Origin of the sequence: Mesorhizobium sp., assembly GCF_004963255.1 — a bacterium.
Taxonomy (GTDB): domain Bacteria; phylum Pseudomonadota; class Alphaproteobacteria; order Rhizobiales; family Rhizobiaceae; genus Mesorhizobium.
Genome location: NZ_SUGA01000009.1, coordinates 148225 through 163158 on the forward strand (window position 1 = coordinate 148225; position 14934 = coordinate 163158).

Here is a 14934-nt window from a genome sequence, read left to right on the forward strand (position 1 = left end):
TCGTCTTCTTCGGGGGGCGGTGATGATCGCACGGATCCTCTCCCGCCTTCGCTACGCCGCGAAGCGTCGCCGGCTCGAAGCCACCGACGAGGTCGTCATCTTCTCCCTCCCGAACGTCTACGCCCAATGGAGGCGACCATGCGCGTCCTGATCCTCGCGTCGAGCGCAAACCCAAAGCACGACGCCGCCGCGGCTGAAACCGTCTACTACCAGGCCTGCACCGGTGGGTTTGAAGCCGAGAAGTTCGACAACACGCAAGACATCTGCTCGGCGCTCTACCGCGACCCTGACACGATGGCAGTCATCTGGACGGACTCCCCCGGGATCGCCAGCGTGATCTGCCGCAACTGGCGCCAGGCCAACATCACGAACATCCTGTTCGTCCTGCTGGTTCGGAAGCCACGCTCAGAAACCCTGACAGACGCGGCGGTGTTCCGCTGCAATATTCTCGCCGCCGGCGCCGACGACGTCCAACCAGCGCCGATCGACAAGGATGAGTTTGCCGCCCGCCTCGCCGCGCTTGCGCGGCGCGATCGCCGCACCAACGAGCGCCTGGTCAAGCTGCCATGCGACGCCGTCTTCGATCCCAACGGTGGAACGGTCAAGCACCCGGGCGGGACCATTCTCCTCACCAAGCTCGAAGGTGACGTGCTCGAGCTGCTGTCGCTCCGGGGCGCCACCATCGTCACCAAAGAGATGGTGATGAACTATCTCTATGGCGGCCGAGACGAAGCGAATATCAAGATTGTAGACGTCGCCGTCTGCAAAATCAGGAAAAAGCTCGCCGTTGCCCTTAACGGCCTTGACGTCATTCAGACCGTTTGGGGGCGCGGCTACCAGTTCGTCCCGGGTGGCTACACCCCGGTGATGACCGAGGCCCACGCGAGGGTCGCGGGTTGAGACTTTTCGCGCATGCAGGGCTGGCGAATTGGCCGTTCGACGAGCTCGATCCGCATTCATACGCATGGATCGACGCCGATTGCCCGTGGGACTTCTCGCTGTTCTCGGTCAAGGGCGGGAAGAAGAGCGCGCAGCAGCACTACCGGTGCTTGCCCCTCGACCAGATCATGGCCTTTCCCGTCCAAGATCTTGCCGCCGAAAACTGCGTCCTGTCGCTCTGGTCGACGGCGCCCATGCTTCGGCAGCAGATGCGCGTCCTCGACGCATGGGGCTTCACCTACAAGACCGAGATGATCTGGCGGAAGGTCACCGCCCTCGGGAAACAGACGTTCGGCCCGGGCTATATCGTGCGCGGCTCGCACGAGCCGGTGCTGATCGCGACCCGAGGTCATCCGCCGTTTGTCGCCAAAGATGTCCGATCGTGTTTCGATGGCCTTCGGCGCGAGCACAGCCGCAAGCCGGAAGAGTTCTACGCCCTCGCCGATCGCATGTTACCGAAGGGCCGGCGCGTCTCGCTCTTCAGCCGCGCCAACCGGCCTGGTTGGGAACAGTGGGGCGACGAGGTCGGCAAATTCGATGCGGTCGAGCTTCCGCAGCGCCTCAAGCAGTTGAAGAAGCAATACGCGGACGTCCTGCCCCTGTTCCGGGAGGCCGCATGACCCGCGACCTCAGAGACCGCGCCGCCGAGGCTATGCGCGAGGCGCGCATCGGCCGCACGCGCTTCGGCTGGGACCAGTGCGACCAGGAGGAGTGGCGCCGCGCCTTCGACGCGTTCGTCCGCCTCGGGAAGCGCCTCGGTTTCGACGTCGTCGACACTCGCACAGAGACGCCGCGGCCGGCCGCCCCCAGCAACCCGACCATCTACGCCCTTGCCGACCACCGGGATGCCAGCGTCGAGCGCTCCATTCGCTGCGACGGCGCGGGATCCTGGTCGGTAATCGCCACCAAACACGACTCGAGGGCCGCGTCGATAGACGCCAAGCCCCTCCTCACCTTCACCCTCGCCGAGGCCGACCTGGACTGCGACCGCATCCTCGCTGGCGACCCATCGGCGAAGGAGATCAAGAGCGTGCTGACCAAGGTCGCCGCTGCAAACGTCATCCGCATGCTGAATGCCGAAACCATGGAGCTCAAATGAACGCCTCGGGCGCCATCGCCGATATCGAATTTCGGCATTTCCACTTCTTCTGCGGCCTCGGCGGCGGCGGCAAGGGCTTCAACAAGGGGACCGCCCGCGTCGGGAATCTACGCGGCTGCTGGCGCTGCATCGGCGGTGTCGACAGCGACCCGGCCGCCATCCGCGATTTCACGCGCGCCGCTGGCGTGCCTGGCACGGTCATCGATCTCTTCAGCCGCGAGCAGTATACCGCCTTCTGGGGTCGCGAGCCGCCAGCCGCCTGGCGTGAATGCACGACGGACGACATCCGCCGCGCTGCGCACGGCGAGCGGCCGCATGCCGTGTTCCTCTCGGCCCCGTGCAAGGGTTTCTCTGGCCTGCTGCCCGAGGCGTCCAGCATCACCGACAAATACCAGGCGCTCAACGCGCTCACGCTGCGCGGCGTCTGGCTGATGCTGGAAACCTGGAAGGACGACCCGCCCGAACTCATCATATTCGAGAACGTGCCGAGGATCATGAAGCGCGGTCGCCGGCTGCTCGACCAGATCATCGCACTCCTTCGGTCCTATGGCTATGCCGTCCGCGAGACGGCGCACGACTGCGGCGTCATCGGCGGGCTAGGCCAGAGCCGGAAACGCTTCCTGATGGTCGCGCGGCATGAAGCCAAGGTGCCGCCCTTCCTCTACGAGCCGGAGAAGCGACGCCTGCGCGGCGTCGGCGAGATCCTTGAGAAACTGCCTCGGCCCGGCGATCCGCGCGGCGGCCCGATGCACCGGATGCCGGCGTTGCAGTGGAAGACATGGGTCCGCCTCGCCTTCGTCGAAGCCGGCTCCGACTGGCGCTCCCTCAACAAATTGGCGGTCGAGGACGGAGTGCTGCGCGATTTCGGCATCCTGCCCGATGTCGAATGGCAGGCGGGCGTGCTTGGGGTACACGGCTGGAACGACACCAGCGGCGTCATCGCCGGTCGATCGACGCCGACCAACGGCGCGTTCGCTGTCGCTGATCCGCGCCAGTTCGTCGACGGCGGCAGCGGTAGCGATTTCCACGGTCTGCGCGTCGTCGGCTACGAGCAGTCGGCCGGCGCGATCACGACCCAGCGCAGCCCCGGCTCGAGCGCGCAAAGCGTCGCCGACCCCCGAGTCGACGGCCATGAGAAATCGGTGCAGCTCGGCGTCCGCCGGTGGGATCAGACTGCGGCATGCGTGAAGGGCGATGTCTCGGTCGGCACCGGCCCATATGCGGTGTCAGACCCTCGGATGGAGGGGAAGCCACGCTTCAACAACACCTTCCGTATCGTGCCGTGGGCGGGTTCCGCGCCGGCCGTCGCCGGTCCTGGCGGCCCGGCCGGCGGGCTGGCCGTAGCCGACCCTCGCCCATCCCAGCGCGACGACTATAAGCAGACAAAATACCGCGTTACCGGTATGCGGGAATCTTCCGGTGCGGTCATTGGCGCATCAACCACCGGCAACGGCGCCTATGCCGTAGCTGATCCAGCACTTAATTGGGGCGAGAACGCCCACGGCAGCAAGTTGGCCGTGCAGGAATGGGGCGAACCGGCTCGAACGGTCACCTCGAGTCGAATTCTCGCGGGTGGCGGTGCTGTCGCCGACCCTCGGCCCGGCTACGGCCAGAACGCTCACCAGAACATCCTCGCCGTTACCGATTGGGAGGATTCGGCCAAGGTCATTTCCGGCGCGAGGCATGTCGCCGGGGGCGCCCTCAGCGTCGCTGACCCTCGTCCGGTCGACGATCTGCGCAACGGTGCATTTGGGGTCAACGGTTTCGGCGACACTGCCGGGACCGTCCAGGGCGAGACGATGCCATCCAATGGCGCTTTCGCAGTGGCGGACCCCCGTCCGGTCGGGCTAAACGCCAAACGCGATCACTACCAGAGCGGCGGGCATTATGGTGTCGTGCCGTGGGGTGAAAGCGCCTACGCAGTGCCCGGCTTCGCGAAATACGACCGAGGCCATTGGTCGGTAGCCGATCCATATGGCGCTGCGGCCGAGCCCCTGATCGAACTGCCCAAGCCCGACGACCGTCTCGTCGCCGTCATCCGCGCGCTCGACAACACATGGCACCGCCCTTTCACGACGCTGGAACTGGCCGCGTTGCAGAGCCTCGTCGACCCCGACGAGATCGAGGGCTTTACGCTGGACGGCCAATCCGACTCCGCATGGCGCGAGCGAATAGGCAACGCCGTGCCGCCGGATGCCGCGGCGGCGATCGCCAGCGTCATGGCGACGACGCTGCTGCTGGCGATGACCGGCGAGACCTTCATGCTTTCCAGCCAACCGATCTGGGTGCGCGAAGTCGCCGTCGCCCTCTCGGTCGATGATCGCGGGAACATCCCCCATGAATAACGTCGATGCCCGCGCCACGCCGGTTTATGGCGGCTACCACGGGGAGTTCCGAAAGGTCCACAAGGTCGATTGGGAGAAGGTATGCGAGGGCGGCACGCCTCGCATCTTCCCAACCGAAGCCGAGGCCGAGCGTGCTGCCTGGCGGGCGCTGCGGTCCCATCTCTGCGGCGAGATCGTCGGTACGACGATCGACCGCACCATCGCGCGCTCGAAGGCCGAGGCGCTGTTCGGTGCCATCTTCAAGAAGGGTCGTAAGATCCCGGTGGAGCGGCGATAGTGGCCCGCATCGATCCGATCGAACTGGAACACCTGAAATCGCGGACCAAGCTGTCCGAGGTTTTCGAAAGGTACGGCGTCCGTAGCCGGGACAAGGGCCATATTAAATGGGTCGTCTGCTGCTTCCACGGCGAGAAGACCGGCAGCCTGAAGATTGACGACAAGAAGGGGCGCTACAACTGCTTCGGCTGCGGCGCCGGCGGCGATCACTACACGGTGCTGCAGGAGCTTGGCGGCAAGACATTCATGGAAGCCGTCGAAGCCCTCGGCGGCGTCCAGTTGGTGACGGCCGAGGAGCGCAAGGTCATAGAGGATCGCTTCACCCAATGGGAGGCCGAGGAAGCCGAGGAGAAGAAGAAGGCCAGGAAGTCGTCCGAGCGGCTGTTCAACAGCGGTGTGTCGCTCTTGGGCACGCACGCCGAGGCCTACCTGGCAGGGCGCGCACTGCCGGTGGTGAAGCGGTGGACGTTCGACCTTCGGTTCGTGCCGGCGCTCGAATATCGCGGCTACGCCAACGACAACGCGGAAGAGACCACCGTGCTGGGAACCTACCCAGCCATGATTGCCGCCATCCGCGACAAGGACATGACGCTGATCGGCGTGCACCGCACCTATCTCGATCCGGTGGAGCCGAAGAAGCTCACCCCGCCCGGCTGCCAGCGGCGCAACAAGGCGAAGAAGGTGCTCGGCGAACAGTCCGGCGGCATGATCTGGCTGACCCCTGTCGGCGAGCGGTTGGCCACCGGCGAGGGTATCGAGACGACGCGGTCCTGGTACGCACTCGGCTATGGCGATGACGACATTGCGCTCGCCGCCAGCGTGTCGCTCGGCAACATGGCCGGCAGCGCCACCGGTTCGCAGCCCCACCCCAAGGATCCGAGCAAGCGGGTGCCGAACGGCATCCCCGACGAGGACCGGCCCGGCGTCATCCTGCCCTTGCGGGTGAAGGAGGTCATCCTCCTCGGGGACGGCGACAGCGACCCATACATGACCCGCGCCCGAATGATGGTCGCGGGTCGGCGCTTCAGGAATCAAGGCCGCACGGTGTTTGTGTCCATGGCCCCAGACGGAAAGGACTTCAGCAACGTGCTGCAGGAAGAACAGCAGTCATGACGGTCGCCCCAACCATCGAATCGTTCGAGCAGTTCGAGGCGGCGACCGAGAAGCTGCTGATCCCGCCGTTTCGGTCCAGCTTCGGCGCGATCGAGTGGAAGAACCGCAAGCGGCCGCGGCGCCGGCTGCAATACCTAGTCGAGGATTGGCTGACCACCGCCGGCGTCTCGGTCATCGGCGGACGGTCGAGCTGCGGCAAGTCCTTCCTGGCCCTGCACCTCAGCCTGTGCATCGCGCGAGGCGTCGACTTCTTCGGCCTGACCGTCCGCCGCTGCGGTGTCGTCTACCAAGCGGGTGAAGGTGGCCTCGGCCTGCTGGACCGCATGGAGGCCTATGCGCAGCATTTCAAGGTGCCCGAGGACGAGGACATCGCGTTCGCCATGCTGCCGGGCAAGATCGACATCTTCACCAAGGAGAAGAAGGACGTCGACATCTTCATTGAGGAGGTCAACGTGTTCTCGAAAGAGTGGGAGGAGAAGCTCGGCTTTCCGGCCGGCCTTGTCGTGATCGACACGCTGAAGAAGGCGGCGCCGGGCATCGACGAGATCAGCGGCAAGGACAATGCCGTGGTGCTCGACAATGTCTCGCGCATCGAGCGCGAGACCCGCTGCCATGTCTGCCTCGTCCATCACACGAATGCCGACGGCAAGAAGCTGCGCGGCCACACCTCGCTGCGCGACGACGTCGACCAGGTCATTTTGATCGAGCACGACAAGGAGACCGGCATCAGGGACGCTGTGCTCGACAAGATCAAGGATGGGGAGGACGGTCGGAAGATCCGCTTCTCGCTCATTTCGGTGCCGGTGCGCACCGAGACGATGGCCGACGGTACAACCAAAGAGTTTACCTCCTGTGCGATCGTGACGGTCAGCGAGAAGGAGCGGCTGAAGAAGGAACAGGAGCGGCAGGGCTTCTCGGTGAGCCCGACCGAGCGACGCATCCTGATGAACTTCTTCGAGACCCTGGACCGCCATGGGAAGTTCATCGCCAACGACAAGGAAGGCCCGAAGGCCGCCGTCGGCAAGGTCGTCGTCGACTACCGGGACTATGTCACGGTCGCGCTCGAAAAGATGCTCGAGGTCGAGGACAAGACCAAGGCCAGAGAGCAAATTCGGAAGGAATTCACCCGCGCAAAGGACGGCCTGATCAAATACGGCGTCTTGAAGATGGTGAACCCGTATCTGTGGTGGGATGGCAAGGCCGTGCGGGGCTTCGCGCGAACCTTCCCAAAATCGCAAAAACCGGACGAGACCGGGACAAACACCGGACAAATTGCGGACAACCCCATTTCGCCCGGCATGGCCGAGCTCTTCGACACCGACGGGATGTCAGCGCTGTGAAGCCCGTTCGCAGGAGATCGAAAACACCGCAGAAGAAGCGCCATTTCACCGAGCGCTTCGGCTATCCGGTCGTCATCCGCTGGACGATCGCGAAGGGTGCGTACATCGGTTTCCTGACTGGCCTTGGCTACTCCTCGGCCGAGATCGAGAAGCGCATGGCGGACGGGACGAGCGCTGCCACGGTGCGCCGGCAGTGGAAGAATTGGGGCCTGCCGCTGCACGAGGTCGGCGGCCCGAAGCACCGCCGCATCTCTGTCAACCTGACCTTCCATGAGCGCGCGAAGCTCGCCCGCCAGGCCAAGAAGCGCGGATTAACAGGCGAGGAATATCTTCGCCGGATCAACGTCTGCGCGATTCGAGACGACATGTACGATGCAATCACAGATGGTGAGTTCGATTGATGGCCGGCTGGACACCGACGCTCGTGAAAAATGCCATGGTGCACGCGTTCGAGGTGCTGCTCGACACCACGGGCCAGGTCGGTCCGGACTGGTTCAAGAACAATTGGCCGGAGTATCGGGTCGAGTTCTCGGACGAGGTCGCGCAGCGTAGCGAAGGCACGGTGCGGACCATCACGCGGGTGCGCGTGCAGCGCACCGCGCGCGAGATTTCCCAAATGGAAACGGTATTGATCGGTCACCGTGGGTTCCCGAATTGGGGGATGTATGTCTCGGACGAGCCGGCGGCCAAGCGCGCGCTTGTGACCTGGTGCTTCTGGGAAATTCGCGGCTGCCACACGGAGGTCGAGTGCCAGCGCCGCGGTTGGGCCTACTCAACATTCCGACGCCGGCGCGACAAGGCAGCCCAAACCATAGCACAGCGGCTAAACCATACCGGGATCGATTCTTGGTAGATGTAAAAGGATCCGGTGGAAGTTCAATCCAAAACCTTGCCCAAAGAAACTCTCCTGTCTCAATATGGTCGCCTGGCGGAGGACACCATGGCCGACTATCAATTCGAAGTTCCGAGAGCACGAACGAGAGATATCTACCGTTTTTTTACCGAAGCCGGACGATTGATCGGAGCACCGAGCTTTACGGTTACAGAGCTCGGCGCACAAACTGGAACAACTGTCTCCCTTGCTGAAGATAGGCAGCCGGACGATAGCGGGCTGTCTGCGTCTGAACTATACAGTGTCTTCAGCGCATCAGTTGGGCATCAGAACATCTCTATCACTCTCAGCCGGCCCCCTCTCGACAAAGATGCCTTGTTCGACAGGATCCAAGTGGTCAACAACGAGTCCGAAAAGCGTTTCGGAAAAGACAAAGTTCGGCGGATCAACCAGCTCATTGGCGAGACATTCCAGCCCGGCTGGGAGCCTTCGGTTGGCTTATTTCGCAACCAGGAGGCTTTTAAGACACTCATCAAATCTCACCAACTACTTCTCAGCCAACTCCAAAGCACGACCGTGGGAATGACGGAGCAGCTGGCCGCGGCACGACTGAAGATGGAAACCGAGTTTGCCGAGCGCCGGTCCGCTTTGGAAGCCGATTTTCAGGCGAGACAAGCGAAGCTCGAAGAGACATCTGCCGGGTTACACGAAGAGATGTTGCGACGCGAAGGATCATTGCTGCAACGAACAAAGGAGCTCGATGATCGCGACCATATTCACGCTAGGCGGAAGCTGAGGGAAGACATCACCAAGGGAATCGAAGCAAGGCTGGCGAGCGCTATTGTCCCAATGAGGACGTCGCTAGTTGGCTGGGCGGTATTCTCCATTTCTTTGCTGGTCGCTGGCTTCTTGGGATGGGTCTCATTCGAGAGCCTAGTGGGATATGTGTCCATCGTTCAGCAGGCTTCGGTCAAGTCGCTGAATCCTGTCTCGGATTTCACGCTTCAGCAAGGATGGTTCTTGCTCGGCCGCGGCGTCGTTACAGGCGGCCTTGCCGTCGCGTTCCTGGTTTACGCCATAAGCTGGCTCAAGAGTATCTACCACGCCGATGTTCGCGCTCAGCGTGAGCTGGAAAGGTACTCGATCGATCTCAACCGTGCCAGCTGGGCGGTCGAAACAATCATGGAGGCCAAGAAGGATGGAGGGAGCATTCCCGACATTCTGGTCGCTGGCGTTTCTCGCAACCTTTTTGACACTGGCCCGAGCAAGGATTCGAGCTTGCCAGCAGATGGCCTGGGCTCACTGCTGCGCGCTTCGGCAAAGGCAAAAATCACGACGAATGGCGCGGAATTCGAGGTTAACAATAGAGGCGCGCGGAAGCTTGCAAACGAACTGGACCGAGAGGCATAAGTTAATCGGGGGTGTTATCTTCGGTTTTAATTCTGTCAGAGCGTGCGGGCCGCGGGTTGATGACCATTACGGTAGCGTTCCTTTTCCCGGGCGCATCAAACTGGATGCCAAGCTCAGTTGCGACCGCCAAGTTTACTTCATCTTGCGCTACGCCATCTAGCTGCAGACTGACCACAGCCCGCTCATGACAATACGCTTCTCCGCATAGGTACACCGTATCTCCTATTCTAAAGCTCCCGGTCATTCGGCCTATCGCCACCAGCCCTTTCTTTAGGGATTGGGCAACCCAGCCTCTTTCTGCTGCTTGATCATGCGGCTGAAGCATTCGTAATCCGGCGAGTTGCACCTTTTCGGCCAGCGCTTCGCAAACAGCAGCAACGAAATGGCAGAACTCCGTGAGACCATTCACGTTTTGGATATCAGTGATGTCGATGCTGCCATGCGCGGCGTCGTTGCGATACTCTATCAGCTCTGCCATTTCGCTGGCGGCGGTGGCCGTGAGCCGGCCTCCAACCGCAAAAAAACTCTGTATTGCAGGATGCTGCTCTATCCAATGCGCCACACCATCGACGCCGCAGGCGCTCATGAAGCGCTGAAGTTCCGGTAGCCGGAGATTTTGCTCTTGCATGAGCATCGCCCGCGGTTCCAGCACATATTCATGACCGCCCAGGGCGCGATCATAGCCACTAATCAGCGTGGCGAGGTCCAGATCGGCGAACCGGGGGCCGTCCTTCTTTTCCAGGATCTTGGCGATACCAGTCCGATAAGATGATCTAAGCGAGTCCGGAAGCTCGCCAAAAGGGATGCGGCTCTGGAGCAAGCTAAGATGCTCCCTGATCATCTCATGGGCGAACTGTTCGTAAATAGCGTAAATGCGCGTCACTGCAGCGCAATGGTCAATCACACGCCATTGAAGGAGGTCTGGAGCCGTTTCTGGAGACATAATTGCGGGATCGAAGCAGGGAGTCTTCTTCCTCTTACATTTTACACTCTCGTTGAAGACAGCCGTTCGAAACTGGTCCGAGGTGCGGATGTGCTTTTCGAGCGCCGCTATAGCTTCCTTTGTGCGCTTCAGAAAGGCGTTGTACATCTTTCAACGCAGCACTTGGCCAAGCATGTCACGATAGAATCCAATTCGATCCTTTATGTCCTGCTTGGTATTTCCTCTTCCCGTGAACGTTCCGTCTGGATGCTGCGCAAACAACCTCTTTGTAGCCTCGATCACGTCAAATGAACGCTTTTTTAGCTCCTCTTCATTGCTCAGGTGCTCCGAAAGTCCGATCATGACGGCATCTTGGAAGGCCCGGTGAGGTTTGGAATCCCAATCTTGTCGTTCGGGCGAGTAAGGCCTGAAAATTAAGTCCGAATAAACTTCGCGTGCAAGACGCAACGTTCGCTCGTACAATCTTTTTAACTCGGCAACGTCCTCCTCTGTGAACTTCGCCGCACGCCGCATGTAGAGGTCCAAGAAGCCCTGCATCCCACGCCTGTAGTGATCGACGTGTCGCAATGCAAAGAAGCGGAGCACAACCTCTGCATCAGCCATTTTGGCGAAGAACGGATCAGCTGCGAGCGTCGGGTTCGTTTCAATCTCTCCGGCCACCCAACGAGGTAATCCCCAAACCTCCCTAAAGTCGTCGGAACGAGTGATCTCATGAAGCATGTCGTTGAAAGCGCCGCGATAGAGAGCGTTGCGAATTTCTTGCCTCTCGAGTTTCACGCCCCCCGTGTTCAATCGATCAAATACGGTTTCGCGAAGAAGCGAGGCCTCTTCCTCACTCTCAGTCGATTCTTTAAGAAGCACGATTGACGAAATTGATCTCCTGTCGATCCCGGCTCGGATTTTGTCTGGCAAAGTCGAGTAGCTCCGACCGTTTAATTCCGGCCAGGTTTCCAGGCCTCTCAATTTGAATACGTTCCCATAGAAATCACGAATTGCCGTTATGCGCTGCTGTCCATCCATAACCTCGTACGAATTGAAATCGCGCTCATAAAGAAATACCGGGGGAACCGGTATGTTCATTATAAACGATTCAATCAACAAGCTCTGAGTCTTTACGTCCCAGCGGGGTCTCCGCTGGTAAAACGGCCGCAAATCCATATAGTCGGGTTTCTTCAGCTGGTTAACGAAGCCCGGCAATTTCTCTCGGTTGGACTCGATTACAATCCGTCCTTCACCTCGCACATATCGTTCATTTATGTCGCGGTCATCTGGACGCGTTATCCGTTCGCCCGGATCATCCAACCACATAGTCATTTCGGTCGAAGAAAATGGCATATCTCAGCATCCTGTTAAGGAACGGGGACAGTAAGGGAGAGGGAGGCGGTCGTCACCTTTTCCCCCTTACCCTCGCGATTACTCGTTATTAAAACCAGCCCAATAGCTTCAGGCCCACGGCGGCAAACGCTCCCCAACCCACGACCTGAGTGAATTGTCCCCCCATGGTCCTACCTCTGTGATCTACAGTGTCAATCGTCGGAATGTGCTTTAAGTAAAGCTTCGGCTCGGGCGGAACCACCTCCCCTTCTGGCCCCGGATCGATTCCCCTCGCCACCTTCATGCGCCGGTTGAAAACGTCGCCGGCGACGTGATCCGGCAACCCCGCATGACACTTCTTCCGCAAGGGTGTCGACTCAAGCAGCACGCGCCGCTCTTCATCTGAAATCGGTCCGATCTCGCCGGCCGGCAGCGTCACCTTCACCTTCTCGACCTCGCTCGGCACATTGTCCTCGCCTATGACCGAGACCAGCGCCTCGCCGATCGACAAGACCGGCAGTTCATCGCGGGTCTTGAAGCCCTTGCGCGGCCGGATCGTGTCGGCGGCTGCACGGATCTTGCGCAGCGAGTCCGCCGTATGGGCGCGCATCGCGTGCAGGATCCTGGTGCCGAGCTGTTCCAGCACCGTGGAGGGGATATCAGTCGGCGATTGCGAGACGAAGAACACGCCGACGCCCTTTGAGCGCACCAGCCGCACCAGCCGCTCGATTTTCTCGACCAGGTGCTTCGGGGTGTTCGCGAACAACAGATGCGCCTCGTCGAAGAAGAACACCAGCTTGGGCTTGGGCAGGTCGCCGGCCTCGGGCAATTTGCGGAAGAGCTCCGTCAGCAGCCATTGCAGGAAGGTAGCGTAGAGCTTCGGCGCCTCGAGGAGCTTGTCGGCGTGCAGGAGGTTGATGGTTCCCCTACCCGCGCCATCGGCGGCCATCAGGTCGAGGATATCGAACGGCGGCTCGCCGAACAGGTGGTCGCCGCCCTGCGCTTCCAGCGCCAGGATGTTGCGCTGGATGGCGGCGATCGACGCCGGGGTGATATTGCCATAGCGTTTGCAGACGTCCTCGCGCTCTTCCAGCATGTCGTTGAGCGACCAGCGCAGATCGTCCAGGGTGAGCATGTAGCATTGTTCGTCCTCGGCTTTGCGGAAGACGATCTGCATCGCGCCTTCCTGCGCCGGGTTGAGCCCCAGCATGCGCGAGAGCAGGCCAGCGCCCATATCCTGCACGCTGGTGCGGATCGGCAGCCCGTGCGCACCGAATAGGTCCCAGAACGCAACGGGACGGCCATTCGATGCAATGCCGGACAGGTCGCCCTTCACGTCCGCGGCGAAAACCGGGACACCGGCAGCGCTGAATTGCTCGGCGAGGCGCTGCAGAGTGACGGTCTTGCCGGTGCCGGTGGCGCCGGTGACCAGACCGTGGCGGTTGGCGAGCCGCAGGGGCAGGACGACGGCCGCGCCGGCGGCGTTGAGACCGATTTCAATCGTCGTCATCGCTGCCCTCCAACAGATCGCCACCGTTCAAATACGGGAATTCCCCTGCCGCCGGCCGCTTGTTGTCGAACTTGATGTGCTCGGCGGCCGCCTTGCGGGCGGCGCCGAGTGCGCCGTCCACATAGAGCAGCGACAGCGCGACATAGACCCACGGCGGGATGTCCTGCTGGTCGCGCAGCCATTTCTTCACGGTGTCCGGCTTCACCCCGAAGATCCTGGCGAACCCATAGGGCGGCATGCCGAGCTCGGTGAAGGTCTCGTGCAGCTCGGTTCCGTTCATCCGGGAATATTCGAATCGGGGCATGTTGGTCCTCGGCAGTGCGGCGCCGACCAGCATAGACACTATCTGGGTCATGGTCCCTCCCCTGTTTGAGTGAAGTTCATCGTTGGCCCGTTGTGCGACCGGCGCACCGTATTAGGGCTGGTAGCTCGCTCTGCACACTTGGCGCACCGAAGCCCGGATTCTTGCGATTGAACTCAGGGGCAAACACCGAAATGATGTACTCCTCGACTGGGTCGTGATTCAACGAGACGTCCCTCTGGTTGTGGGGCGGCGTAACGGCCTCTCGAAGGTTCCGAGCCTTCTGGATCACGGTGCCTGCTACGTTGGCCAGATCAATGAATGCGGGCTGAGTTTTCGTTCGATCTTGTATGACCCAGGCTCCAAGAAAATGTTGCGCAAATCTCACGTCGAACTCGTGCGTCTGCTCATAGCAAGACGATAAGAAAAGCAGCGAGCAGAGTTCGATCTTCTCCGGGTATCGCCAAGCCAGGACCGTGGTTTCCACTATGTCTAGAATGCGGCCAATGGTTCGAAGGGAGCTGATCTTTTGGGCCTCGAAACAGCTCACGACGATTCGCTGCCAATCGTCGCCGAATGAGGTCACTTTGCTCGAGTCGAAACCGGCGAGACGCTCTCGGACGAATCGCTGCAAATTCGGAGTTTCAAAAGAGTATCGCCGGTCGAAAAATCTATCGAGATAGGCCCGGCCATCGAACTCCCCGCCGTAGGCGCCCCGGATAGTATGCTGCAATTGCGCAGTGTCGGTCGCGAAGACGAAGGCTACGCCGTTCGTTTCAAAGAGGTGCTTTACCCGCTCGAGGGACGCAACTGCATACGAGGGTCTGCAGCGATCTAGCTCGTCAACAAGAACGAACAGAGGTGCTTTGAACTCGCTCTGCGATAGCGCCCCGACCAGATGGCTCATGTTCTTGCGGAAGGAATCGATGGACCGCGATGCTGCTGCAAATTTTGCGATCAGTGCGTCCGCGGTCTTATCCGTCAGGGTTTCGAGTTCCTTACCTACGGCGTTGATAGCCTCGCCAATGACCTCGCCCGACGTCGAGTTCGACTCAATCCCTTCCTCAGCCATCAATTCGTCGAGCTCAGCACCGACGTAGCGCCGTAATGCAGTTTTGCCGGCCGATAGCAATGCGCGACCTGCGATTTTTGCGCCGTCTGCTTTAACAGCCGACCAGGCAGCCTCAATCTTGTTCTTCTTTGCAAAGAGTGGCTTCAGAGCCTTGTCGATCTCTGCCATCAAAGCAACGAGCGGATCGTCTGAATGGTCGTCACGCCATGAATTCACCTCGGCGACGACGTGTCTCTCGGCTCTCAGTTGCTCCGCCAAGCGTTTGAGAAAGAACGATTTACCCCCTCCCCATTCGCTGTCTACGTTCAGGACATAAGACGCTGTTTTTCCTCGCTGCTGTCGCAGCGCGATGCTGTTCCGAATGAAGTCGATCACGAACCGAGCGTCCTCTGCTCGGCCAAGTTGATCTCCAGCCCAAATCTCTTCAATGCTTTCCATGA

General features: G+C 60.7%; 15 protein-coding genes. 10 read left to right on the plus strand and 5 right to left on the minus strand.

Annotated elements, in window-relative coordinates; genetic code table 11:
* Positions 1–138: 138 nt before the first annotated feature.
* From E5X34_RS13125 to E5X34_RS13170, 10 genes are all read left to right on the plus strand, one after another.
* Positions 139–900 (plus strand): winged helix-turn-helix domain-containing protein, encoded by a 762-nt coding sequence (locus tag E5X34_RS13125; protein WP_292565038.1) that lies wholly within the window; start codon positions 139–141, stop codon positions 898–900.
* A complete protein-coding gene (locus tag E5X34_RS13130) occupies positions 897–1559 on the plus strand; it encodes an MT-A70 family methyltransferase (RefSeq protein ID WP_292565041.1) in 663 nt (220 codons plus the stop codon). The genes E5X34_RS13125 and E5X34_RS13130 overlap by 4 nt, the downstream gene beginning before the upstream one ends.
* Positions 1556–2038, plus strand: coding sequence for a hypothetical protein (locus E5X34_RS13135; protein ID WP_292565044.1), 483 nt, complete (start codon positions 1556–1558; stop codon positions 2036–2038). The genes E5X34_RS13130 and E5X34_RS13135 overlap by 4 nt, the downstream gene beginning before the upstream one ends.
* Positions 2035–4383 carry a DNA cytosine methyltransferase gene (locus E5X34_RS13140; protein WP_292565048.1) on the plus strand — a complete coding sequence of 783 codons (2349 nt, stop codon included), beginning with the start codon at positions 2035–2037 and terminating at the stop codon, positions 4381–4383. The genes E5X34_RS13135 and E5X34_RS13140 overlap by 4 nt, the downstream gene beginning before the upstream one ends.
* On the plus strand, positions 4376–4660 hold the full coding sequence (locus E5X34_RS13145; RefSeq protein ID WP_292565050.1) for a hypothetical protein: 285 nt from the start codon (positions 4376–4378) through the stop codon (positions 4658–4660). Before E5X34_RS13140 ends, E5X34_RS13145 begins: the two co-directional genes overlap by 8 nt.
* Positions 4660–5772 (plus strand): CHC2 zinc finger domain-containing protein, encoded by a 1113-nt coding sequence (locus tag E5X34_RS13150; RefSeq protein WP_292565053.1) that lies wholly within the window; start codon positions 4660–4662, stop codon positions 5770–5772. Before E5X34_RS13145 ends, E5X34_RS13150 begins: the two co-directional genes overlap by 1 nt.
* Positions 5769–7112, plus strand: a complete 1344-nt coding sequence (locus E5X34_RS13155; protein WP_292565056.1) for an AAA family ATPase — start codon at positions 5769–5771, stop codon at positions 7110–7112. Before E5X34_RS13150 ends, E5X34_RS13155 begins: the two co-directional genes overlap by 4 nt.
* A complete protein-coding gene (locus E5X34_RS13160; protein WP_292565059.1) occupies positions 7109–7513 on the plus strand; it encodes a hypothetical protein in 405 nt (134 codons plus the stop codon). Before E5X34_RS13155 ends, E5X34_RS13160 begins: the two co-directional genes overlap by 4 nt.
* Positions 7513–7965 (plus strand): hypothetical protein, encoded by a 453-nt coding sequence (locus tag E5X34_RS13165; protein ID WP_292565064.1) that lies wholly within the window; start codon positions 7513–7515, stop codon positions 7963–7965. Before E5X34_RS13160 ends, E5X34_RS13165 begins: the two co-directional genes overlap by 1 nt.
* An 87-nt stretch (positions 7966–8052) precedes the next feature.
* Positions 8053–9354, plus strand: coding sequence for a hypothetical protein (locus E5X34_RS13170; protein ID WP_292565067.1), 1302 nt, complete (start codon positions 8053–8055; stop codon positions 9352–9354).
* Between the two features lies 1 nt (position 9355).
* Here E5X34_RS13170 and E5X34_RS13175 read toward each other — a convergent pair whose 3' ends face one another.
* The 5 genes from E5X34_RS13175 to E5X34_RS13195 form a co-directional block, all read right to left on the minus strand.
* On the minus strand, positions 9356–10444 hold the full coding sequence (locus E5X34_RS13175; protein WP_292565070.1) for an MAE_28990/MAE_18760 family HEPN-like nuclease: 1089 nt from the start codon (positions 10442–10444) through the stop codon (positions 9356–9358).
* Between the two features lie 3 nt (positions 10445–10447).
* Positions 10448–11632 (minus strand): DUF262 domain-containing protein, encoded by a 1185-nt coding sequence (locus tag E5X34_RS13180; protein WP_292565073.1) that lies wholly within the window; start codon positions 11630–11632, stop codon positions 10448–10450.
* Between the two features lie 88 nt (positions 11633–11720).
* A complete protein-coding gene (locus E5X34_RS13185; protein WP_292565075.1) occupies positions 11721–13121 on the minus strand; it encodes a helicase HerA-like domain-containing protein in 1401 nt (466 codons plus the stop codon).
* Positions 13108–13476 carry a hypothetical protein gene (locus E5X34_RS13190; protein WP_292565077.1) on the minus strand — a complete coding sequence of 123 codons (369 nt, stop codon included), beginning with the start codon at positions 13474–13476 and terminating at the stop codon, positions 13108–13110. The genes E5X34_RS13185 and E5X34_RS13190 overlap by 14 nt, the downstream gene beginning before the upstream one ends.
* A 25-nt stretch (positions 13477–13501) precedes the next feature.
* Complete coding sequence (locus tag E5X34_RS13195) at positions 13502–14932, minus strand: P-loop NTPase fold protein (protein WP_292565080.1); 1431 nt, start codon at positions 14930–14932, stop codon at positions 13502–13504.
* Positions 14933–14934 lie beyond the last annotated feature (2 nt).